Annotated in this window: 23 protein-coding genes; 17 read left to right on the top strand and 6 right to left on the bottom strand. The window is 62.1% G+C overall.

Annotated features, from left to right (window positions below; all coding sequences use genetic code 11):
* The first annotated feature begins 146 nt into the window (after window positions 1-146).
* A complete protein-coding gene (locus FFM53_RS06750; protein WP_138387800.1) occupies window positions 147-2,444 on the top strand; it encodes a sensor domain-containing protein in 2,298 nt (765 codons plus the stop codon).
* A 105-nt stretch (window positions 2,445-2,549) separates the two neighbouring features.
* On the opposite strand, the gene FFM53_RS06745 is transcribed toward FFM53_RS06750, so the two are convergent.
* Window positions 2,550-3,521, bottom strand: a complete 972-nt coding sequence (locus FFM53_RS06745) for a glycerophosphodiester phosphodiesterase family protein (RefSeq protein ID WP_138387799.1) — start codon at window positions 3,519-3,521, stop codon at window positions 2,550-2,552.
* Between the two features lie 104 nt (window positions 3,522-3,625).
* On the opposite strand from FFM53_RS06745, the gene FFM53_RS06740 reads away from it, so the two are divergent.
* The 11 genes from FFM53_RS06740 to FFM53_RS06690 all read left to right on the top strand — a co-directional run bounded on the left by FFM53_RS06740 (window position 3,626) and on the right by FFM53_RS06690 (window position 12,252).
* Window positions 3,626-4,432: an alpha/beta fold hydrolase gene (locus tag FFM53_RS06740; protein WP_138328981.1), complete on the top strand. Its 807-nt coding sequence runs from the start codon at window positions 3,626-3,628 to the stop codon at window positions 4,430-4,432.
* Between the two features lie 88 nt (window positions 4,433-4,520).
* The gene (locus tag FFM53_RS06735; RefSeq protein ID WP_138328598.1) at window positions 4,521-5,531 is read left to right on the top strand and encodes a ligase-associated DNA damage response exonuclease; all 1,011 of its coding nucleotides are present in this window, start codon (window positions 4,521-4,523) and stop codon (window positions 5,529-5,531) included.
* Between the two features lie 51 nt (window positions 5,532-5,582).
* Window positions 5,583-7,208: a cisplatin damage response ATP-dependent DNA ligase gene (locus tag FFM53_RS06730; RefSeq protein ID WP_138328597.1), complete on the top strand. Its 1,626-nt coding sequence runs from the start codon at window positions 5,583-5,585 to the stop codon at window positions 7,206-7,208.
* 179 nt (window positions 7,209-7,387) lie between these two features.
* Window positions 7,388-8,308, top strand: a complete 921-nt coding sequence (locus tag FFM53_RS06725) for an alpha/beta hydrolase family protein (RefSeq protein ID WP_138387798.1) — start codon at window positions 7,388-7,390, stop codon at window positions 8,306-8,308.
* A gap of 78 nt (window positions 8,309-8,386) precedes the next feature.
* Window positions 8,387-8,590, top strand: coding sequence for a hypothetical protein (locus FFM53_RS06720; protein ID WP_138328980.1), 204 nt, complete (start codon window positions 8,387-8,389; stop codon window positions 8,588-8,590).
* Between the two features lie 91 nt (window positions 8,591-8,681).
* Window positions 8,682-9,488: a L,D-transpeptidase gene (locus tag FFM53_RS06715; RefSeq protein WP_138387797.1), complete on the top strand. Its 807-nt coding sequence runs from the start codon at window positions 8,682-8,684 to the stop codon at window positions 9,486-9,488.
* Between the two features lie 176 nt (window positions 9,489-9,664).
* Entirely contained in the window at window positions 9,665-10,399 is a 735-nt protein-coding gene (locus FFM53_RS06710) for a L,D-transpeptidase (RefSeq protein WP_003557650.1), read from the top strand.
* 349 nt (window positions 10,400-10,748) lie between these two features.
* Window positions 10,749-10,958 (top strand): cold-shock protein, encoded by a 210-nt coding sequence (locus FFM53_RS06705; protein WP_003546468.1) that lies wholly within the window; start codon window positions 10,749-10,751, stop codon window positions 10,956-10,958.
* A 258-nt stretch (window positions 10,959-11,216) separates the two neighbouring features.
* Window positions 11,217-11,501: a cold-shock protein gene (locus FFM53_RS06700; protein WP_094086441.1), complete on the top strand. Its 285-nt coding sequence runs from the start codon at window positions 11,217-11,219 to the stop codon at window positions 11,499-11,501.
* A 78-nt stretch (window positions 11,502-11,579) separates the two neighbouring features.
* A complete protein-coding gene (gene rpsU, locus FFM53_RS06695; protein ID WP_003546477.1) occupies window positions 11,580-11,819 on the top strand; it encodes a 30S ribosomal protein S21 in 240 nt (79 codons plus the stop codon).
* Between the two features lie 208 nt (window positions 11,820-12,027).
* A complete protein-coding gene (locus tag FFM53_RS06690; protein WP_138328594.1) occupies window positions 12,028-12,252 on the top strand; it encodes a hypothetical protein in 225 nt (74 codons plus the stop codon).
* A 119-nt stretch (window positions 12,253-12,371) separates the two neighbouring features.
* On the opposite strand, the gene FFM53_RS06685 is transcribed toward FFM53_RS06690, so the two are convergent.
* The gene (locus FFM53_RS06685) at window positions 12,372-12,857 is read right to left on the bottom strand and encodes a MarR family winged helix-turn-helix transcriptional regulator (protein ID WP_138328979.1); all 486 of its coding nucleotides are present in this window, start codon (window positions 12,855-12,857) and stop codon (window positions 12,372-12,374) included.
* Between the two features lie 124 nt (window positions 12,858-12,981).
* On the opposite strand from FFM53_RS06685, the gene FFM53_RS06680 reads away from it, so the two are divergent.
* Window positions 12,982-13,404 (top strand): organic hydroperoxide resistance protein, encoded by a 423-nt coding sequence (locus tag FFM53_RS06680; protein ID WP_003546481.1) that lies wholly within the window; start codon window positions 12,982-12,984, stop codon window positions 13,402-13,404.
* 90 nt (window positions 13,405-13,494) lie between these two features.
* Here FFM53_RS06680 and FFM53_RS06675 read toward each other — a convergent pair whose 3' ends face one another.
* Window positions 13,495-13,941 (bottom strand): MarR family winged helix-turn-helix transcriptional regulator, encoded by a 447-nt coding sequence (locus FFM53_RS06675; protein ID WP_138387796.1) that lies wholly within the window; start codon window positions 13,939-13,941, stop codon window positions 13,495-13,497.
* 88 nt (window positions 13,942-14,029) lie between these two features.
* Here FFM53_RS06675 and FFM53_RS06670 point away from each other — a divergent pair, with 88 nt between their 5' ends.
* The 3 genes from FFM53_RS06670 to FFM53_RS06660 all read left to right on the top strand — a co-directional run bounded on the left by FFM53_RS06670 (window position 14,030) and on the right by FFM53_RS06660 (window position 16,168).
* On the top strand, window positions 14,030-14,758 hold the full coding sequence (locus FFM53_RS06670; protein ID WP_138387795.1) for a DUF899 domain-containing protein: 729 nt from the start codon (window positions 14,030-14,032) through the stop codon (window positions 14,756-14,758).
* An 85-nt stretch (window positions 14,759-14,843) separates the two neighbouring features.
* Window positions 14,844-15,311: a DUF1579 domain-containing protein gene (locus FFM53_RS06665; protein ID WP_138328592.1), complete on the top strand. Its 468-nt coding sequence runs from the start codon at window positions 14,844-14,846 to the stop codon at window positions 15,309-15,311.
* 77 nt (window positions 15,312-15,388) lie between these two features.
* Window positions 15,389-16,168, top strand: a complete 780-nt coding sequence (locus FFM53_RS06660) for a VOC family protein (RefSeq protein ID WP_138328591.1) — start codon at window positions 15,389-15,391, stop codon at window positions 16,166-16,168.
* Between the two features lie 57 nt (window positions 16,169-16,225).
* Here the strand turns inward: FFM53_RS06660 and FFM53_RS06655 are convergent, their stop codons facing one another.
* Window positions 16,226-16,843: an outer membrane protein gene (locus tag FFM53_RS06655; RefSeq protein WP_138387794.1), complete on the bottom strand. Its 618-nt coding sequence runs from the start codon at window positions 16,841-16,843 to the stop codon at window positions 16,226-16,228.
* Between the two features lie 166 nt (window positions 16,844-17,009).
* Window positions 17,010-18,536: an ABC-F family ATP-binding cassette domain-containing protein gene (locus FFM53_RS06650; protein WP_138387793.1), complete on the bottom strand. Its 1,527-nt coding sequence runs from the start codon at window positions 18,534-18,536 to the stop codon at window positions 17,010-17,012.
* A 384-nt stretch (window positions 18,537-18,920) separates the two neighbouring features.
* On the opposite strand from FFM53_RS06650, the gene FFM53_RS06645 reads away from it, so the two are divergent.
* Complete coding sequence (locus FFM53_RS06645) at window positions 18,921-19,418, top strand: metal-dependent hydrolase (RefSeq protein WP_138387792.1); 498 nt, start codon at window positions 18,921-18,923, stop codon at window positions 19,416-19,418.
* A 7-nt stretch (window positions 19,419-19,425) separates the two neighbouring features.
* Here the strand turns inward: FFM53_RS06645 and FFM53_RS06640 are convergent, their stop codons facing one another.
* The gene (locus FFM53_RS06640; protein ID WP_138387791.1) at window positions 19,426-21,018 is read right to left on the bottom strand and encodes an ABC-F family ATP-binding cassette domain-containing protein; all 1,593 of its coding nucleotides are present in this window, start codon (window positions 21,016-21,018) and stop codon (window positions 19,426-19,428) included.
* Window positions 21,019-21,288 lie beyond the last annotated feature (270 nt).

The raw sequence follows: 21,288 nt of genomic DNA, 5'->3' as shown, positions 1-21,288 counted from the left end.
CGCGACGGCAGGATATCGCCGCTTATATTGTCGTCTTGTTCACCCTTTCATTTAAGCAAGCCGAAGGAAATGAGGACTACTTTGAAGGGAATTTCAATGATGACGATTGCGGGATACGGCCTTCGGCCGGCGGGGAGAATGGCGTCATGCACGAATTGGGTGCCAGGCGATGGGAATCGACCGATGCCCTGACGGCCGAAACGCGACGCATCGTCGCCGCGACGGAGGCAATGATGGCATCGACCGCTCATCACCTTTCCGAGGGTATCGAGAACCTGCGCCTCAAAGCGATCGTCCACGAACTGCCGGATTTCCTTTACGTCAAGGATCGTGACAGCCGCTTCGTCTTCGCCAACGCCGTCACCGCCAGCAGCCTTGGCCTGGAGAGCGCCGCGCTGATCACCGGCAAGCGCGATTTCGACCTGTTCGATTTCGAGACGGCGTGCCGCCATTTCGACATCGAACAGCAGATCATGGCGACCGGCGAAGCCCGCATCGACATGGAGGAATCCTACACCCTTCCAGGCGCCCGCAAGCCGATATGCCGGCTGACCTCGAAGATACCGCTGCGCAACGATCGCGGCGAGATCGTCGGCCTGATCGGTGTTTCCCGTGATATCACCGAACGCAAGCGCCAGGAGGATCTGCATCGCGGCCAGGCGAGCCTGCTGGAAATGATCGCCCGCAACGAGCCGTTGCCGATGATCCTCGAGGCGCTCGTGCTGATGATCGAGGCGCAGCTGGATGGGATTGACGGATCCGTGCTGCTACTCGACGGCGAGGGCACCAGGCTCTATCACGGCGCGTCCCCCAATCTGCCCGGCGGCTATAGCCGCCTGATCGATGGCGTCACGATTGGCCCCAAGGTCGGCTCCTGCGGTACCGCCGTCTGGCGCGGCCAGACGGTGATCGTCGAGGACGTGACGATTGATCCGCTCTGGGAGGATTTTCGCGCGATGATCGCGCCGTTCGGCTTCCGATCCTGCTGGTCGACGCCGATCGCCACCTCGCAGAACAATGTGCTCGGCACGTTTGCGCTCTATTCCCGGGAAGTCCGCCGTCCCACCGAGCACGAGATGACGCTGGTGGCGCTCGCCACCCATATCGCCGGCATCGCCATCGAGCGCAAGCGTGTCGATGACCGCATACATTTCATGGCCCATCATGACGATCTGACGGGCCTGCCGAACCGCGCCTTCCTCAAGGAACGGCTGGCGAGCATTCTTGACCAGGCCCGGCGCAACAACCGCAAGGTGACCGTCGCCTATATCGATCTCGACAATTTCAAGGACATCAACGACGGCCGCGGCCACGCCGCCGGCGACGAGGTGCTGAAAGAGATCGCCGCCCGCATGGCCAACAGCGTCAGGGCGTCCGATATGGTGGTGCGTCTCGGCGGCGACGAATTCCTCGTGGTGCTCGTTCACCAGTCGAGCCACGATGCCGGCATCACGCGCCGCCTTCGCGAGCTGCAGAAGGCGATCAACCGGCCGATCCGTGGGGCGCATGGCGAAATCACCGTCACCTCCAGCATCGGCGTTGCCGCCTTCCCCTTCGATGGCGCGACCTCGGAAGAGCTTCTCGCCAATGCCGACCGCGCCATGTACCGCGCCAAGGAGCTCGGCCGCAACACATTGCAGCATCACGATGGCGGCAGCACGCCTGTGGGAATGCCGCTCGGCGAGCAGGAGGAACTGCATCAGGCGATCACTGGCCAGCAGTTGTTCCTGCAATACCAACCGCAGGTCGACGTCGCCACCGGCCGCATCACCGGGCTGGAGGCATTGGTGCGCTGGAACCATCCGGCAAAGGGCAGGGTGCCTCCGGTCAATTTCATTCCGCTCGCCGAAGAGACCGGCCTTATCGTTCCCCTCGGCCTCTGGGTTCTGAACGAGGCCTGCCGCCAGGCGCGCCACTGGCAGGACATGGGCCTGGCGCCGCTGACGATTGCCGTCAACGTCTCGGCTAAACAGTTCGCCGATCCTGACTTCGCAACCCACGTCGCCGAGGCGCTGGAGCGCCACCGCCTGCAGTCCCGCTGGCTGGAGCTGGAAGTCACCGAAAGCGTGGTGATGCAGAATGCCGAACGCGCGCTTGCCATGATGGAAACGCTGCGGGGGCTTGGCGTGCGCCTGTCGATCGACGATTTCGGCTCCGGCTATTCCAGCCTGGCGGCGCTGAAGACCTTCCCCTTCGACCGCTTGAAGATGGACCGTTCGCTGGTCGAGGCCCTGCCGGGCGACAAGACCGCCGTTGCCATCGCCTCGGCGGTCATTTCGCTGGCGCAGACGCTGAAGCTCTCGGTTCTCGCCGAAGGCGTCGAAACCGACGCCCAGATGGATTTCCTGCGCCAGGCCCACTGCGAGGAGGCGCAAGGCTTCCGCTTCTCCAAGCCGGTCTCCCCGGAGGAGATCCCGGCATTGCTGCAGACTGGCAGTCTCTGATGCAGGTCGCCCAAAACTGTGCAGCGGTTTTGGGAGTACGACATGCACAAAAGGAAACATTGAAAGACCTCGCATCGATCTGGTCGATGTGACGTCTTTCAAACCTCATTTCACGAGCCTGCCGATCGCTTCGATCTCGTTCGTCCATATGCCCGCCGCATAGTCCTCAGGCAGCTGCGCCAGTTGCGCGGGGTCGTCGATGCCGGTGGAAAAATCGCTGCCGCGATAGGGGCCGAGCACGAAAACCTCGGTCCCGGCATCCGCCATCCGGTCGAGAAAACGATCCGGCCAGCCCCAGAGCCACGGCGCGATATTGATCGGCACCAGCATCATCGCCTGTTTGCATTCGTCCGGCAGCAGGCCGGTCCAACCATAGCCGATATAGCCGAACAGGCAGCCCTTCAGGCTCTTGCGCGAGGCGGCCTTGATATCGGGTGCCATCAGGCGGAGCACGTCGATCGGCTCGTCGCCGCCATAAACGATGATCTCGGCCCGTCGCTCAGTGGAGAGCCCATTGAGCACGGCGGCGAGCTTTTCACCCTCGGAAGGATCGCGGCTCTTGATGTTGATGAGGAAGCGCCGATCCGGAAAGGTGGACAGCACCTCGGCAAGCGTCGGCATCATGCCGATGCCCCGGCCGCGAAAGGGAAAGGTCTTGCCGCCATCGGCGGTATAGCCATAGCCGATGTCGAGCTTCCTCATGTCAGCCATCGAATGCTCGCGCGTGACGCCATGCCCGTCGGTGCGGCAGTCGAGCGTCCAGTCGTGAAAGACGGCGAATTGCCCATCGGTCGTCGGATGCACGTCGATCTCGACCATATCGGCGCCGGCGGCAAAGCCAGCCTGCATCGATCTGATGGTGTTTTCGAGATAATCGTGTTTCGGCGGCAGCATCCGGCTCGCCGTGCAGGTGTCGTTCTTCAGATCGGTTTCGTCGAACCGCTGGGCGATGCCCCGATGGGCGAGCAACACCGGTTTTCCGGATCGATGCTGCGCTAGCATACTGGTATTGTTGAGGTAAATGCCAGCCGCGGCAATGGCGATCACCGCCGCACAATAGAAAAGCTTCCTGCCCAATGCTGATCCCCCTGGTTGCATCGCAAGGGCTAGAGAGCGATTCCGGTTGTTCTTGGGCTGTTTTCCGGCTTTTCTATGCTGCGGCAACAATGAGTCTGATCGCTATGGAATTTGACGACGACGAGCTCATCCATTTCGAAGCGCATGGCGCCGCCCCGTTGCCGCCGGCAGCAGTCGACGGTCATGTCGCCCATGACGGCGCCCGTATCTGGTATGCGAGCTACGGCGTCGGCCCAGCCGTCATTCTCCTCCATGGCGGCCTCGGCCACAGCGGCAACTGGGGCTATCAGATCCCGGCACTCTTGCGCCGCGGCCGCCGCGTCGTGCTGATCGACAGCCGCGGCCATGGAAGAAGCACCCGCGATTCACGCCCCTATAGCTATGAGCTGATGGCTGCCGATGTGCTCGCCGTCATGGACCAACTGCATCTCGACAAGGCGGCCATTGTCGGCTGGAGCGACGGCGCCTGCATCGCTTTGATCCTCGCCATGACGGCGCCGTCGCGGGTCGAGGGCGTCTTTTTCTTCGCCTGCAACATGGATCCGAGCGGCACGCTGGAATTCGTTCCGACCCCGGTCATCGACCGATGCTTCGGCCGGCACGCCAAGGATTACGCCGCATTGTCCACCACGCCGGATGATTTTAATCCATTCGTCGAGGCGGTCAGCCTGATGATGCAGACAGAGCCGAATTATCAGGCCGCCGACTTGGGCCTGATCCACGTGCCGGTCGCGATCGTCCTCGCCGAGCACGACGAATTCATCAAGCCAGACCATGCCGAATATCTTGCCCGCAGCATTCCGAACGCTGAGATGATCTATCTCAACGGTGTCAGCCATTTCGCGCCGCTGCAGCGGCCGTCGCAATTTAGTGCCGCTGTCGAATCCTTCCTCGATGGAATAGGGTCGTGACGATCGCCGGCGTTGAGCCACGGCGCATTCGCCAGTCCCTTCTTCCCGCCCTCTGGCCTCGCGCCCATTTCCCGCTATCTCTCGTTTCATGAGACCTGATGCGCTGCTTTATCCTGCCCCGGAGGGGCTCTATTGCCCGGAAGGCGGCTTTTATGTCGATCCGGTGCGGCCCGTCGAGCAGGCGCTCGTCACCCATGGCCATTCGGATCATGCCCGGCCGGGCCATGTAAACGTGCTTGCCACCCGCCAGACGCTGGACATCATGCGCCTGCGTTACGGCGACGGTTTCTGCGCCAGCGAGCAGGCGGCAGCCTTCGGTGAGGAACTGCTGGTCAACGGCGTCAAGGTGAGCTTTCACCCGGCCGGCCATGTGCTCGGCTCTGCCCAGATTGCCATCGAGAAGAACGGCACCCGCATCGTCGTCTCCGGCGACTACAAACGTCGCCCCGATCCGACCTGCGCCGCCTATGTGCCGGTTGCCTGCGATGTTTTCATCACCGAGGCGACCTTCGGCCTGCCGGTCTTCCATCACCCCGATCCGATGGACGAGATCGGCAAGCTCTTGGCATCGCTGCGCCAATTTCCCGAGCGCACCCATCTCGTCGGCGCCTATGCGCTCGGCAAGGCCCAGCGCGTCATCCGGCTGCTGCGCGATGCCGGTTATGCCGAACCGATCTATATCCACGGCGCCATGGAAAAACTCTGCGACTATTATATCGAGCAGGGCATCGATCTCGGCGAACTGCTGCCGGCGACGATCGAAAGCCGCGACAAGTCCGCCTTCAAAGGGGCCGTCGTCATCGGCCCGTCATCGGCCTTCGCCGATCGCTGGGCCCGGCGCTTCAGCGAGCCGCTTCCGGCCTTCGCCTCCGGCTGGATGATGGTGCGCCAGCGCGCCAAACAGCACGGCGTCGAACTGCCCCTCGTCATCTCCGATCATTGCGACTGGCCGGAACTGACCGAAACGATCCGGGAATTGCACCCGGCCGAGGTCTGGGTGACGCATGGCCGCGAGGAGGCCCTGGTGCGCTGGTGCCAATTGCAGGGCATCAAGGCGAAGCCGCTGCATCTGGTGGGTTATGAGGACGAGGGGGATTGAGAAGATGAGCAATATCCCGCGTCAAAACCCCTCCGAAGTCGCGAGGCACCCATGAAAGCCTTCGCCGACCTGCTCGACCGCTTGGTGCTGACCCCCAGCCGCAACGGCAAGCTGAAGCTGCTCACCGATTATTTCCGCGACACGCCCGATCCTGATCGCGGCTACGGCCTTGCCGCCATCGCCGGCACGCTGGAGGTGCGCAACGTCAAGCCCGCCATGTTGCGCGAGCTGGTGCTGGAGCGCATGGACGAGGTGCTGTTTCGCTATTCCTACGATTATGTCGGCGATCTTGCCGAAACCATCTCGCTCGTCTGGGACAATGAGAGGGATATCGACCGCTCGGCACTTGCCCAGCCGCGTCTCGGCGAGGTCGTCACCGGCATGAACGCGCTCGGCCGCACCGAAGTGCGCAGCTACGTCCGCGATCTTCTCGACCGGCTGGATTCGTCCGGCCGTTTCGCCTTCATCAAGCTTGCCACCGGCGCCATGCGCATCGGCGTTTCCGCCCGCCTTGCCAAGCAGGCGCTCGCCGATCTCGGCGACAAGGACGTCACCGAGATCGAAACCCTCTGGCATGGTCTGCAGCCGCCTTATGAGACGCTGTTCGAATGGCTGGCGGGCGGCGGCGAAAAGCCGGTGCTGGCCACACCGGCGATCTTCCATTCCGTCATGCTCGCCAATGCGGTAGAGGAGGGCGATCTGACCAGCCTCGATCCGGTGAATTACGCCGCCGAATGGAAATGGGACGGCATCCGCGTCCAGCTCTCCCGCTCCGGCGACAGGCGCAAGATCTATTCCCGCTCCGGCGACGACATTTCAGGCGCCTTTCCCGATATTCTCGACGCGATCAATTTTTCCGGCGTCGTCGATGGCGAGCTGCTGGTCGGCGGCACTGCCCGCTCGAACAGCCCGACGCGCACCTTCTCCGACCTGCAGCAGCGCCTGAACCGCAAGACGGTAACGGCAAAGATGCTTGGTGATTACCCCGCCTTCATCCGCACCTATGACCTGCTCTTCGATGGCGACGACGATGTTCGCGGGCGCACCTATGTCGATCGCCGCGACCGGCTGACCGAGATCATCGACCGCGCCCCGCACGACCGTTTCGACCTCTCGCCGCTGGTGCCGTTCTCGTCGTGGGAAGAGCTCGATACTCTGCGCGCCGCCCCGCCCGATCCGGTCATCGAAGGCGTGATGATCAAGCGCCGCGACAGCGTCTACCAGGCCGGCCGCATGAAGGGGCCTTGGTTCAAGTGGAAGCGCAACCCCTATAATGTCGATGCGGTCCTGATGTATGCCCAGCGCGGCCACGGCAAGCGCTCCAGCTACTATTCCGATTTCACCTTCGGCGTCTGGGCCGATGACGAGGACGGCGAACAGCTGGTGCCCGTCGGCAAGGCCTATTTCGGCTTCACCGATGCCGAGCTCGAGGTGCTCGACAAATTCGTGCGCAACAATACCACCGAGCGTTTCGGCCCGGTACGCGCCGTGCGCGCCGACAAGGATTTCGGCTTCGTCGTCGAAGTGGCCTTCGAGGGCATCAACCGTTCGACCCGGCACAAATCAGGCGTCGCCATGCGCTTTCCCCGCATCGCCCGCCTTCGCCCCGACAAGCCCTCCTACGAGGCCGACCGGCTGCGCACGCTGATCGCCATGATCGAGGCCAAGCCGGCGTGAAGTTGCAACCCCTGCGCAACAATGACGCAGGGCAATATTTTCAACAGCATGTGTATTGGCGGCAACGATCTTCCGGTGCAGATTTTCCCGAGCATGGTGCCGAAAAGTGTAAGCGGTTTTCGGACGACATCATGCTCTGTTTAATTTGGACTGGCCGGGGAAATGATGGATGCTGCGTTATGAGCTCGCGTGAACGAAATTCCCTTTTCCTCCAGCGCCGTGCCGTGCTGGCGGGTCTCGCCGGTGCACTTATCCTGCCGCGCATGGCGGCCGCGTTCGATGTCCCGGACGAGCCACGCCTTGCCAAGCACGACTACGCCAAGGTCCGCCACCATTTCCGCACCAAGCTGCTGCAGAAGGGGCCGGCGCCCGACAAATACGAACCGCTGAATGCGCCTGCCGATGCCGACAAGATCTTCTACCGCTCCGGTTACGGCGAGCTGGAGCTGGCGGCCTGGGTCTCGAAATACAAGCGCGAGCGCGCCGCCAGGCCGGCCGTGCTCTTCCTGCACGGCGGCAATGCCATGGGCATCGGCCACTGGCAGCTGATGAAGCCCTATATGGATGCCGGTTATGTCGTGATGATGCCGTCGTTGCGTGGCGAAAACGGCCAGATGGGCAATTTCTCCGGCTTCTACGACGAGGTCGACGACGTTCTCGCCGCCACCGAGCGCCTGGCGCATCTGCCGGGTGTCGATCCCGAGCGCCTCTTCATCGCCGGCCATAGCATCGGCGGCACGCTGACCATGCTGACGGCGATGACCACCCACAAATTCCGCGCCGCAGCACCAATTTCAGGCAACCCCGATGCCTTCCGCTTCTTCAACCGCTATCCCCAGGACATCCGTTTCGACGATAGCAACGGGCATGAATTCGAGGTGCGTTCGGCGCTGTGTTACGCCCACAGCTTTAAATGCCCGGTCCGTGTCGTCCACGGCACCGAGGAGCCGCATTTCAACGACCGCGCCGATCTGCTGGCCCGCCGCGCCCGCGGCGCCGGCGTTCATATCGAAACGGAAACCGTCGCCGGCAATCACACCTCGGCGCTGCCGGCCGAGATCGAACAGAGCATCCGCTTCTTTCACGGAGTGGCGGCCTGAATTCCAGCCGCTTCAAATGAGGGCCATTAGCCCTATATTGCTGGAATGACGACGAACGCTAAGAGCATGCCAGAGAGCATGATTGTGCCGAACGACTTCCCCGAGCTGAAATCGCTCGCCTGGAATCGCGATCCCGTGCGCGCCATGCCCGCCGGCGAGGCCTTCGCGCTTTATGAGCGCAACTGGCGTTTCGTCGATCCTGGCAAGCTGACCGAGCGGGAGACGCAGCTGATCCGCGATCTGGCCGCCGCCTATGGCAATGGCGTCCTGCTCGTTTCCTGATTTTCCACCCCAACGCCAGCCTCGCGCCAGCCGCGAATGCCATCGTTCCGTCAGATGTCGCTGTCTGCCGATCGTTGATAAGGGTGGTTCCATGAATTTTCTGCGCCGGGTCTTCCCGCTTGCTGGGCTCGTGATTGCGGTTGCGTCGCTGAGCGGCTGCAACATCCTCATTCCCGATGTCGCCGCCGATTCGCCCGCCCGCTTCGTCCAGGAAACCTCGCCGGTCTTCTATCAGCCGCCCGGCGTCGATCCGCGCCGGGTGCGGCCGATCCCCGATCAGCCGGTGCCGCAGACGCGCGAGCTCTACAAGACCCAGTTCCACCAGACCTATGGCCTGCCGGTCACCAACCCCGTGCACATGGCGATGTACGGACAGCAGCGTGACGAAGATTTCACCCTGCCGGCGATCCCGGTCAGCCGCGTGCAGCCGCAGTTCTTGCGCCAGGAGGTCGATTATCAGACGACCGAGCGTGCCGGCACCGTGGTCATCGATACCAAGGCGCATTTCCTCTATTTCGTCGAGGGCAACGGCAAGGCGATGCGTTACGGCGTCGGCCTCGGCCGCGACGGTTACGCCTGGTCCGGCCGGGGCGTCATCCAGTGGAAGCAGAAATGGCCGCGCTGGACGCCGTCGGTCGAAATGGTCTCGCGCCAGCCTGAAGTCCGCCCGTTCGGAGCGGAGAATGGAGGCATGAATCCAGGGCTGATGAACCCGCTCGGCGCCCGCGCCATGTATATCTTCAAGGACGGGCAGGATACGCTCTATCGCATCCACGGCACACCCGACTGGCAGTCGGTCGGCAAGGCCACCTCGTCGGGCTGCGTGCGCATGCTGAACCAGGACGTCATCGATCTTTACGACCGCGTTTCTGCCAAGGCCGAGATCGTTGTGATGTAGCGCTGCAACAGCGCTTCCCATATCGTCCGCTCCGAGCTGGACACGTCTGCGTGAAGCTATGGTTTATTTGGCGCAAGCCGATAGATCTTTTGATGTTGTTATCGGCATTGGACGAATCACCGGTTTATCCGGCGTCCCGTCCGGCTTCCCGCATCAGAGGAAATCAGTCCCGCGTCATGAGCTTCGATAGACATCTTTCCCGCCGCAGCTTTCTTTCCTTTTCGGCGTTGACCGCAGCCTCCGCGCTCGCCGGCTGCGCCTCCTCAGCCAACACCGTGACATCAGGCGATACGACGATCACCTACCGTTCGCCAATGCGCCTGTTCCAGTCCCCGGGTGCGTCGAGCGTGCCGAGTGGGGCTGAGCTTGCCGTCATGTATGGCCCCATCGAAGACGGCGGCTTTCTCATTCCAGCCGTTCCCTACGAGCAGATCGATCCGCGCTATTATCGCCAGCGCGTCGTCGATCCCACCGGTCAGCCTCCCGGCACCATTGTCGTCGATACGCCGTCGCGCTTCCTCTATCTCGTCCAGGGTGACGGCATGGCGATGCGCTACGGCGTCGGCATCGGCCGCGAGGGTTTCGCCTGGCAGGGGTCGGGCGTCATCCAGTGGCGTCAGAGATGGCCGCGCTGGAAGCCGCCGAACGAGATGGTCGCCCGCCAGCCCGAACTCGTCAAATATTCGATCGAGAACGGCGGCATGGAGCCGGGTCTGAAGAACCCGCTCGGCGCCCGCGCGCTCTATATCTTCTCGAATGGAGAGGACACGCTCTACCGCCTGCACGGAAATCCCGATTGGCGCTCGATCGGCAAGGCCGTCTCGTCAGGCTGCGTGCGGCTGATGAACCAGGATATCATCGATCTCTACGACCGCGTTCCCACCAAGGCGCCCATCGTCGTCTGGCAGTAATCGTCATCGAGGCGGCCGCAATCCGGCCGCCTCGGATCGATCGCTTTTCCCAGGCAAGCTGGCGCTTTGCCTCGGGCAAGCGGTTGCTTTGCCCCGGGCGAGCGAGTGCTTTGCCCCGGGGAAAAGGGTGCTTTGCCCCTGGGGCAAGAGCTTCATTTTGTGCCCGCGAGAGAATTATTTTCCGAAATACCATTGCTTAATTCGGTAAATATCCTACATGGTGCGTATCGAATTGCTTGCGACCTTTGTCCACGCGCTTGAGCGCTCCGTCAGATATCCTCTCAACATCGATACGGCTTGTCGGATATCTTTCCGCAGGCGAACACAAACGGTTGAAAAGGAGATCGTTATGAATTCAGGCGTCGTAAAGTGGTTCAATGGCACCAAGGGTTTTGGCTTCATTCAGCCTGATGATGGTTCTACGGACGTTTTTGTCCATATCTCAGCGGTTGAACGCGCCGGAATGCGCGAACTCGTTGAAGGTCAGAAGATCCGCTACGATCTCGTCCGCGACAAGAAGTCCGGCAAGAATTCGGCCGACAACCTTCAGGCCGCATGATTTGTCATTCGCCTCTTCCTCTGCTGACCATGAATATGGCAGCGGGCTGGCCATGTGCTGGCAGCAAGCTGACCACGGATGTACTGGCAGCGAGCTACCGATACCGGCGGCGGGCTGAGTGACTGGAAGAGGTCGGGTACCAGCCCGGCCTTTTTGCTTTGATCGCAGGCTTTTCCGGAATGCCCCGGTCGGTCCTGAATGACCCCCGGTCGTTCTGATTGAGCGATTGAGCAGCCGAAGAGTCGAAGGGACGCTGAAATGGGCAGACCAAACTATAAAGTCGGCGACATGATCGTGCTGAAATCCGGCCTCACCCGCACGGCGAAAGCCGACAAGCGGTGCCGGATCTCCAGCATCCTGCCCAACGACCACGGGCATGTGCAATATCGCGTCCAGTTCGACGCGGAGAATTTCGAGCGCCGCATCACTGAGGCCGACATCGATACCGGTGAATCGCCGTCGAGGGCTTCCCCCGAGGCGGTGGCCAAGTCCGACGGCGCCGAGCCCTGGCTGAAGTTTTCGAGCATCAAAATCGGGAAGTAGTTCCGGGTTTTTTATTTTGGCCCGGGTTTTTAATTTTGGACAGTGCGGCTTCGCCGCCGCAACAGGAAGGATATCGTTTTGCAGGTACTCGTCAGAGATAACAATGTCGATCAGGCGCTCCGCGTGCTCAAGAAAAAGATGCAGCGGGAAGGTCTGTTCCGGGAAATGAAGGCTCGCAGCGCCTTTGAAAAGCCGTCCGAGAAGCGCGCCCGCGAAAAGGCCGAGGCCATTCGCCGCCAGCGCAAGCTCGCTCGCAAGAAGCTGCAGCGCGAAGGTCTGCTGCCGGCACCGAAGAAGGTTCTCCGCCCCACCCGCTAATCCCGGCTGTGGCATCACGGCCCAACCGTGGCAATCACGGTTCAGCCGGGAATCATGGTTTCTGCCGTGGAGCCATGGCTTACAGCGCCGCGCGCCTATTCCAGACGCGCAAGGGGGCTGTAACACTTGTATTTCAGCATAATTCCTTGAACCGATTTCGATTTGAGGAACTATGCGGTAAAGCCGCCATCACCTGGGAAAGGGGCACATGACCGCCACCAAGGGAGAATTCTTCAATCCCGCCAAGCTTTCGTCTCGCGACAAGGCGGAAGCGACCGATCACACGGCGCGCGCCATTATCGCCGCCGAGGCAACGGCCCGTGACAAGAAGACGGAGAAGCTGAAGGCGCTGCGTTTGCAGCAGGAGGCCGAGGCCGAACCTAAGGCGGCGCCTGCAAAGAAGCGCCGGTCGCCCGCTAAGCCGCGGTCCTGATCTCTCGGCGCGTACGCCGGCTCTACCGGGTGCCGGCTCTACCGGGTGCCCGCTCTACCGGGTGCCCGCTCTACCGGGTGCCCGCTCTACCGGGTGCCCGCTCTACCGGGTGAGTGCGTTCAGCCGCCCGCGCCGGCCCGCCCGAGATTGCCCCGCAGCCGATGCAGCATGTCGCGCATCTCGGCCATTTCCTCAAGCGTGCAGCCTGCGGCTTGCCCGATCGCCGTCATGATCGTATCGATCTCCCCCTTCATTGCCTGACCTTGCGGGGTCAGCGACACGATCACCTGCCGTTCGTCGCGCAGGTCGCGGATGCGCTTGAGCAGCCCGCTCTGTTCGAGCCGTTTCAACAGCGGCGATAGCGTGCCGGAATCGAGATCCAGCTGCTCGCCGATCGTCTTGACCGGCAGTTCGCCGCGTTCCCACAGCACCAGCATCACCAGATATTGCGGATAGGTCAGGCCGACCCTGTCGAGGATCGGCTTGTAGGCGCGGGTGAAAGCATGCGCCGTCGCGTAGACCGCGAAGCACAACTGCTTTTCCAGCCGCTTCTCCTCTTGCGGTATCTCCATCGTCTTCGTCGTTTGCGCTTTCATATCTATTATCCCTGAAGCCCGATTGTCCTCTTTTCGAATCCGAAATGCAATTTGCAAAATTCACTTGCGTACAAGTTAATTGTGCGATAATAAAAATCCAACCCGATCGAAGGGCCAACCAAAGGAGATCGTCATGCCTATTCTCTATACGACCAAAGCCTCTGCCACCGGCGGCCGCGCGGGCCGCGCCGTTTCCGAAAACGGCGTTCTGGACGTGACGCTGACCGTTCCCAAGGAACTCGGCGGCGACGGCGCGACCGGCACCAATCCCGAACAGCTTTTCGCTGCCGGCTACTCCGCCTGCTTCCTCGGTGCATTGAAATTTGTCGCGGGCCAGCAGAAGGTCAAGATTCCCGAGGACACGACGGTCTCCGCCAAGGTCGGCATCGGCCCGCGTGAAGATGGCGGCGGCTTCGGCATCGAAGTGGCGCTGACGGTCAACATCCCGGGTCTCGACCGCGAAACCGCTGAAAAGCTCGCAGCCGCAGCCCACATCGTCTGCCCCTACAGCCACGCGATGCGCACCTCGACCGAGGTCCCGGTCACCGTCGCCTGATCGGCTTAAAACTTGGTAGCCGTATCGGCTGCCGTCATCTGCCGGCCGGGCGGCGTTCAGCCCGGCCGGCCTCGGCGTTTCTATCGTCATTCATGACAGCGCCTGCAGATCCTGTCGCAGCCGGGCGGAGCCGCCTTCCGGCAGCTTTCCGTCGATCATCGCATGTGTGCTTTTCCAGATCGGCAGCGCTTTTGCCAGCACCGCCTTGCCCTCACGGGTGAGGCTCAGCAGCCGGCCGCGCCTGTCTCTGGGGTTCTCCATCACCGTTACCCAGCCCTTGCGCTGAAGCGGCTTCAACGCCGCCGTCAGCGTCGTCTGGTCCATGGCGAGCAGGGCTGCGACCGGCCCCATCGGCGGCGGCTCCGGCCGGTTCAGCGACATCATCAGCGAAAACTGCCCGTTGGTCAGGCCGGCCGGCCTCAGCGCATCGTCGAACAGCCGGGCAAGCGCGCGTGCTGCCCGCTGCACATGCAGGCAGAGGCAGGTGTCGCGCACCATCAGCGTCGTGGAAAAGGGAATCTCGATCGAATTTGACATGCTTCATTTCTATTGATATCAATGTATTTAGTCAAGGAGAAGGAGATGAGCCGGCTTCACCGGCAAGCGCCGGAGGAGGGCGCATTTCATGCAGAACGAGGTAGTGTCCCGCGAAGAGTGGCTCGAAGCCCGCCGTGTCCTGCTGGCAAAGGAGAAGGAGGAGACGCGGCTGCGCGACAGCGTCAACGCCGCCCGTCTGGCGCTGCCCTGGGTGAAGGTCGACAAGGATTATGCTTTCGAAACGCCGGAGGGCAGGAAGTCGCTCGCCGATCTCTTCGATGGCCGCAGCCAGTTGCTGATCTACCATTTCATGCTTGGCCCGGATTGGGATGCCGGCTGCACCGGCTGCTCCTTCCTGTCCGATCATGTCGATGGCGCCTTGCCGCATCTGAACCATCACGACGTCACCTGGGTCGCCGTTTCACGCGCGCCGCTCGACAAGATCGCCGCCTACAAACAGCGCATGGGTTGGCAATTTCCCTGGGTCTCTTCCTTCGGCAGCGATTTCAATTTCGATTATCACGTTTCTTTCAGCCCCGAGGATCTTGCCAAAGACAAGGTCTTTTACAATTTCACACCGATGCAGCCGGCTGATGCCAATGACGAACTGCCGGGCCTCAGCGCTTTCTACCGCAACGACAAGGGCGAGGTCTTCCATACCTATTCGAGTTATGCCCGCGGGCCGGAAGAACTGATCGGCACCCTGATGATCCTCGACCGCGCGCCGAAGGGCCGCAACGAGGACAGCACGATGAATTTCGTGCGCCGCCACGACGAATATGAGGAGGCCGCCAAGGCGCCATCCTGCTGTCACTGAGCCGGAGCATGATGCCGAAAAGTGTAAGCGGTTTTGCGTCCGGAATGCGGAAAACAAACACCACCATCACTCAAGGGAGAAGAGGATGATGAAGACCGCTGAAGTGCTGAAGGAACATTCCTTCCTGGAAAGACTGGTCGGCGACTGGACCGTCACCGCACCCGACATGAGTGGCGGCGAGCCCTGGACGGAGACCGTCCGCTCGCTGCACGGCATCTGGTTCGTCGCCGAAGGGACCGGCCGTATGCCTGATGGTAAGGAGGCGACCAGCATCCTGACGCTCGGTTACAACGACGCAAAAGGCAAGTATGTCGGCAGCTGGATCGGCAGCATGATGGACTATATGTGGGTCTATGAGGGTGCGGTCGACGCGTCAGGCAATGTGCTGGACCTCTATACCACAGGCCCCGACTTCAATGGCGAGGGGCTTGCCGACTACCGCGAGCAGATCATCTTCGTCGACGCCGATCACCGCACCTTCGTCTCCAGCGCCAAGCAGCCGGACGGCTCCTGGAAGCAGTTCATGGAAGCACATTACGCCCGCAAGATCTGACAATCACGGCGTTCAACCTCGAGAAAGGGGCCTCGCAAAGAGGCCTCCGAAGAGGGGCGTCGAAAAGGGAGAGTATGATGTCTGAGACGCATGGAAAGTTCATCTGGTGCGAGTTGATGACCCCCGACACATCGGCTGCCGCGAAATTCTACAGCTCGGTCGTCGGCTGGACCACCTCCGAAATGAAAATGGAGGGCATGCCCACCTACACGATCTTCGAAGCGAACGGCATCGGCGTCGCCGGCCTGATGGAATTTCCGACCGAACTTGAAGGCAAGGGCATTCCGCCGAACTGGACGGGTTATGTCGACGTCGACGATGTCGACCAGACTGCCAAGGATTTTGCCGCCAATGGCGGTTCGGTCCGCCGTCCGCCGGAAGACATCCCGACCATCGGCCGCTTCGCCGTCGTTGCCGATCCGCATGGCGCGGTGCTCTGCATCATGACGCCGGCGCCGATGGAGAAGCCCATGCCGGAACTGGCCTTCGACGCCCCCGGCAATATCGGCTGGCGCGAACTCTATGCCGGCAACGGCAAAGACGCTGTTTCCTTCTATTCCAAGCTGTTCGGCTGGACGAAGGACAGCGAAATGGACATGGGTCCGATGGGCGTCTACTACCTCTTCGCCCATAACGGTCGGCAGATCGGCGGCATGATGACCAAGCCGGAAAACATGCCGATGACCTTCTGGTGCTATTATTTCATCGTGCCGACCCTCGACGCCGCGATCGAACGCGTCACCTCAGGCGGCGGCAAGGTCGTCAACGGCCCGATGGAAGTCCCCGGCGGCAGCTGGATCATCCAGGCCACCGACCCGCAAGGCGCCTTCTTCTGCCTGGTCGCACCGAAGCGGTAGGTTTTTAGGCGTGGCAGCGTGCGGCAGGACCCTCATACGGCTGCCGCCGCCTTTCCGTCAGAACTTGTAGCTGGTCCCGAAGAGGACCTTGTCCTGCGTGGCGCCGACATCGCCGATGGTCGAACGGAAGTCCTTGTTGCCGAAATCGGAATGACGATACTCGCCGCGCACCAGGATATTGTCGGTGACCGCATGTTCGATGCCGCCGCCGGCCGTCCAGCCGATCAGGATGCCATCCTTCTTTCCGGCAGCGGGAATGTCGACCTTGCCGCCGCCGGCTGCCACGCCTGCCGTTGCAAAGAACAGGGTTCGATCCCAGGCGTAACCTACCCGGGCTCGGCCGGAAGCATCCCATTCGAGGTTCGCATTGTCATTTTTCTCGAAGTTGTAGTTAAAGTCGTTCTCGATGCCGTAGACGATATTTCCGGATTGGAAATTATAGCCGGCATGCAGGCCGGATGTGCCGCTGTCGATATCCTGATCCGAGCCGAGGATCTTTGCCTGGCTCCAGGAATATCCGCCCTGGGCGCCGAGATAGAAGCCCGACCAGTCATAGGCCGAAGATACTTGCTCGGCGGACGGTGCCGACGGCGTTTCATAGGTAAGATCGGCGGCAACGGCAGGAACGGCAACCGAAAGCGTCAGGGCGGCGCAGGCGACTAATCTGATATGCATGGAGATGCCTCGTGTTCATGGGAAGAAAAGTCGAGAGGCGATCGCGACACCGCCCGGCTCTCAAGAAACCATGCCCCGCGCCGATGTTGCGGAGTGTCTTTTAACATTGAGATTTGTTGCGAACCCTCGCAAAGGACGGGGCGACGCGGCACGCCCCCGTTGCCCATCACACGCCTGATCCCACCGAAGCAAAGAACCCCTCCGGGCTCTCCACCTCCACCAGCCGCTTCCTCTCGATCAGCCAGAACCGGTTTCCCACCGCCCGCACGAAACTGCGGTCATGCGAGACCAGCAGGCAGCTCGCTTCGTGCGCCATCAGCTCGCTCTCCAGCGCCTCCTGTCCGTCGATGTCGAGGTGGTTGGTCGGTTCGTCGAGCAGGTAGAAGTTCGGCTCCGTCAGCCGCAGCGCCAGCATGCCGAGCCTGGCCTTCTGGCCGCCGGAGAGCTGGCCAATCGGTTTTGCCTGCATGTCGATCGTCATGCCGGCGCCTGCCAGCAAGCCCCGCGCCCGCTGATCGCCGACATCGAAGCGGCGGATGATCGTGCCGATCGGCGTGTCGGTGTCGGCAAGATCGGCAAGCGCCTGGTCGCCATAGCCTAGCACCAGCGAAGGCGTCGCCTTGATGCTGTCCCGCGCCGTCTCCGGCTTTTCGATCGCCTGCTTCAGCATAGAGACCAGCCGCGACTTGCCGGCGCCGTTGAGGCCGAGCAGCACGATGCGGTCGCCCTGGCAGATGAATTGCCGGCCGGTCTTGAACAGCAGCGTTCCATCCGGCGTCGTCACCGCCGCATCCTCCAGCGTCACCAGCACCTTGGCATGCGTGCCGCGATTGGCAAGCCGGATGGCGCCGGCCGAGCGCTCCAGATGCGCCGGTTTTGCTGCGTCCTCAAGCTTCTCCGCACGCTGCTTGAGCTGCTTTGTCTTGACGACGAGCAGATCGCTGCCGGAGTTGATGCCGATATTGTTGAGCTTCGCCGCCTGCTTGCGCAATTGCTCCGCCACCTTCATGTCGCGCTCGTAGCGCCGGGCTTCGGAAGCGTCGGCCTCGTCCAGGGCGGAGCGTGCCCGGGTATAGGGCAGGGCGAAGGCCGGCGATTGCTCCGGCCGCAGGAACAGCGTCCGGTTGGTCGTCGCATCGAGGAAGGCGCGGTCGTGGCTGGACAGGATAACCGGCACGTCGCGCGGCAGCGCATTCAGCCAGCCCTCCAGCTGCGCAATCTTTTCGAGGTCGAGATGGTTGGTCGGTTCGTCGAGCAGAAGCACGTCGGGCTCGCTCACCCAGGTGCGGGCAAGCATGGAAAGCCGCTGCCATCCGCCGCTCAACTGCTTCAGCGGCCGGCCACGCATGGCCTCCGGCACGTCGAGCGATTCCAGCACCACGTCGACCCGCCAGCTCTCGCTTTCGGCCTGATCGGCCGGCAACGCCTGCAGCACCGCATCGTAGAACGGCGTGTCGAAAAGGGCAGGTGGCACATTCTGCGCGACATGGCCGACGGTCAGCCCGCGCGCCTTGGTGATCTCGCCCTCGCTCGGCTCCAGCGCGCCGGTGATGCAGGCAAGCAGCGTCGATTTCCCCCGCCCGTTGGCAGCGACCAGACCGATGCGGTCGCCGGCATTGACGACGAGATTGAGCTTGGAAAACAAGGGATTGCCCAGCGTCACGCCAAGATTGCGGATATTGATGAGTGTCATGATCGTTCTCTGGTCTTGACCGGGTATTCGAGCGCGATCCGGGGCATTCAGCCATCACGGGATTGCGCGTATCGGGCCCGGGAAATGAGAAAAATGCGCGCTGTTATCTACGGCGCCGCATTGGCCACGAAGGGCAGACCAGGAAGAGATGTCGAGAAACGGTCTCTGGTCAGCCCTGCAAACGCATTTGCAGGGCGTCGACGGGACCACGCTGGCGATTAAACCGAAAATAATATTGCATTGCGTGATCCTCCTTTCTCAAAAGCTTGCGGGATTCCAATAACATTGCCCGCGAAAAGAGGCAAGAGAGCCGGACCTGTGCCGATTCTAGCCATAAACCGCGCATAGAGGATTCTTCGGGACCGACCGGGGAGAATAAGACGCATGCTCATTGCCCATTTGCCGGCAGGCTACCTTCTCGGGAGCGCCGCGCGGCAGCGGTCCGCCGCACCCGGCATCATGACCGCAGCCTTGATCGGCAGCGTATTGCCGGATTTCGACATGGTCTATTTCTTCCTGACCGGCGGCAAAATTCACCATCACGACTATGTCTCCCACTGGCCGCTTTTTTGGCTCGGCTTCGCCGCCACGGCTCTGTTGGCGATCGGTCGACTGGCGCCGGACCGGCTTCCCACGGCCGCCGTCTTTTTCGCAGCCGTCATGCTTCACATGGTTATGGATACCGTCGCTGCGCCGATGCTTTGGCTCGCGCCATTCGATTGGTCGAAATTCGAGCTGACGACGGTGCCGGCGACCTACAGCAATTGGGTCGTGAGTTTCATGTTGCATTGGACCTTCGCTCTTGAACTCCTGATCTGCGTCACCGCGTTGATCGTCGCCGTCTGTCGGAACCGTCGCGTCGGAGGCCGGCAGCAGGCATGAGCCGGAATTATCCCGGGTCGGCTGGCGACAGTTCCAACCGCCGCGTGATCCCGATACTCCTGAGGAATGTCTCGTCGTGGCTGACCACCAGCAGCGCGCCGTCGTAGGCGCGCAGTCCTGCCTCGACCGCGGCGATCGAGTCGATGTCGAGATGGTTGGTCGGCTCGTCGAGGATCAACAGCGGCGGCGGTGCCGAGCCGAGGACGCAGGCAAGGCCCGCCCGCAGCAATTGCCCGCCGCTTAGCGTCGATACGGTCTGTAGCGCAGCGTCCGCCCTGAACATGAAGCGGGCAAGGGCCGCCCGGCAAGTATTTTCATCGGCCTGCGGATTGATCCGGCGAAAATTGTCGCGGATCGAGGCCGAAGGATCGAGCAGGCTCACCTTCTGATCGAGCATAGAGAAAGCGGTCATGACGCCGACCGTGCCGGCCCAGGGTTTCAGCTCGCCGGTGACGAGCGCTAGCAATGTGGTCTTGCCCGAGCCGTTGCGGCCGGTGACGGCGATCCGTTCCGGTCCCGTCACATCGAAGGAGAGATCGCGGATGACGGGATCATCAGGCTGGTAGCCCGATGTCACACCATCCATCTTCAGCACGATCTTGCCGGCGGGCAGTCCGGTCGGCGGTAGGGTGACCGACAAGGGCTGGAGGATCTCGATCTTCTCGCGCGCTGCTATTGCCTCTTCCATTGCCTGGGCGCGCCGGCGGCCGGCGAGGCGGGCATTATCGCCACCCGTCGTTTCGCTCCGCTCCTTCATGCCGCCGAGCAAAATGCGCGGTATGCCGCCCTTGGCGGCCATCTTCCGCCCGGTGCTGTCTCTCTGCGCCTGCCGCTCCACCGTCGCCTGCGCCTTTCTCGCCACCTCGGCCATGCGTTTTTCGGCTTCAGTAAGATCATGCTGTGCTGCGGCGAGCTCGAGAGCCTTGCGCTCGCGGAAATGGCTCCAGTTGCCGCCGTAGCGCGTGGCACCGAGCGACGTCAGTTCGACGATCGCATCGACGCTTTCGAGCAGTTCCCGGTCATGGCTGACAATGATGGCGCCGGCCCGCCAGCCTGACATCAGCGCGATCACCGCCTCGCGGCCTTCGCGATCGAGATTGTTGGTCGGTTCGTCGAGCAACAGGAAATCCGGTTCGGTGAAAACAAGCGCGGCAAGCCCGGCACGGGTGCGCTGCCCGCCGGAGAGTACCGCAAGCGGCGTCTCCGGCGGCGCGTCGAGCCCGGTCCGATTGAGTGCTGCGGCGACGCGCGCCTCCAGCATCCAGTCCGCCGATGCAAGCTCGTCGGCCGTTGCCTCGCCGGCTTCGGCACGGCGAAGAATAGCGAGCGCATGGCTGACGCCGAAGAGATCGGCGACCGTTTCGTCAGGCGTCACCTGAACGCTCTGGCGCAGCACGCCGAGGCTGCCGTTGACGGATACGGTGCCCGAATGCGGCTGGATTTCACCGGAGACGAGCTTCAGCAGCGTCGTCTTGCCGACGCCGTTGCGTCCGACAAGACCGGTACGCTCAGCCCCAAAACTCAGGTCGAGATTGGAAAAAAGCGGCCGCCCGTCAGGCGCGGACCATGAAATTTGGGAGAGAGTAATGGATGCAGGCATGGCTATGGATGTCCCCGTTGGCAAGGCGAACTGGCGTTGCGATCGGGTTGAAATCCATTGCGGCACACATCCTGTTGAAATGGTCGATGGTAGGTAATTTAGGGAATAAAGGCTGCCGGTTCAAGGCAAAGCAGCCAATCGGGCGGCAGGCTGCGATCTTATTCCCTCTTCTCCCCAGCGGGGAGAAGGTGGCCCGAAGGGTCGGATGAGGGGGCCACACGGTACGCCATTGCTGCCTTTCGCTGGCCGCTCAAGGCGTTCGTCGCTGGC

This window comes from Rhizobium indicum (genome assembly GCF_005862305.2).
Classification (GTDB): domain Bacteria; phylum Pseudomonadota; class Alphaproteobacteria; order Rhizobiales; family Rhizobiaceae; genus Rhizobium; species Rhizobium indicum.
This window is presented reverse-complemented; position numbering and strand designations above follow the sequence as displayed.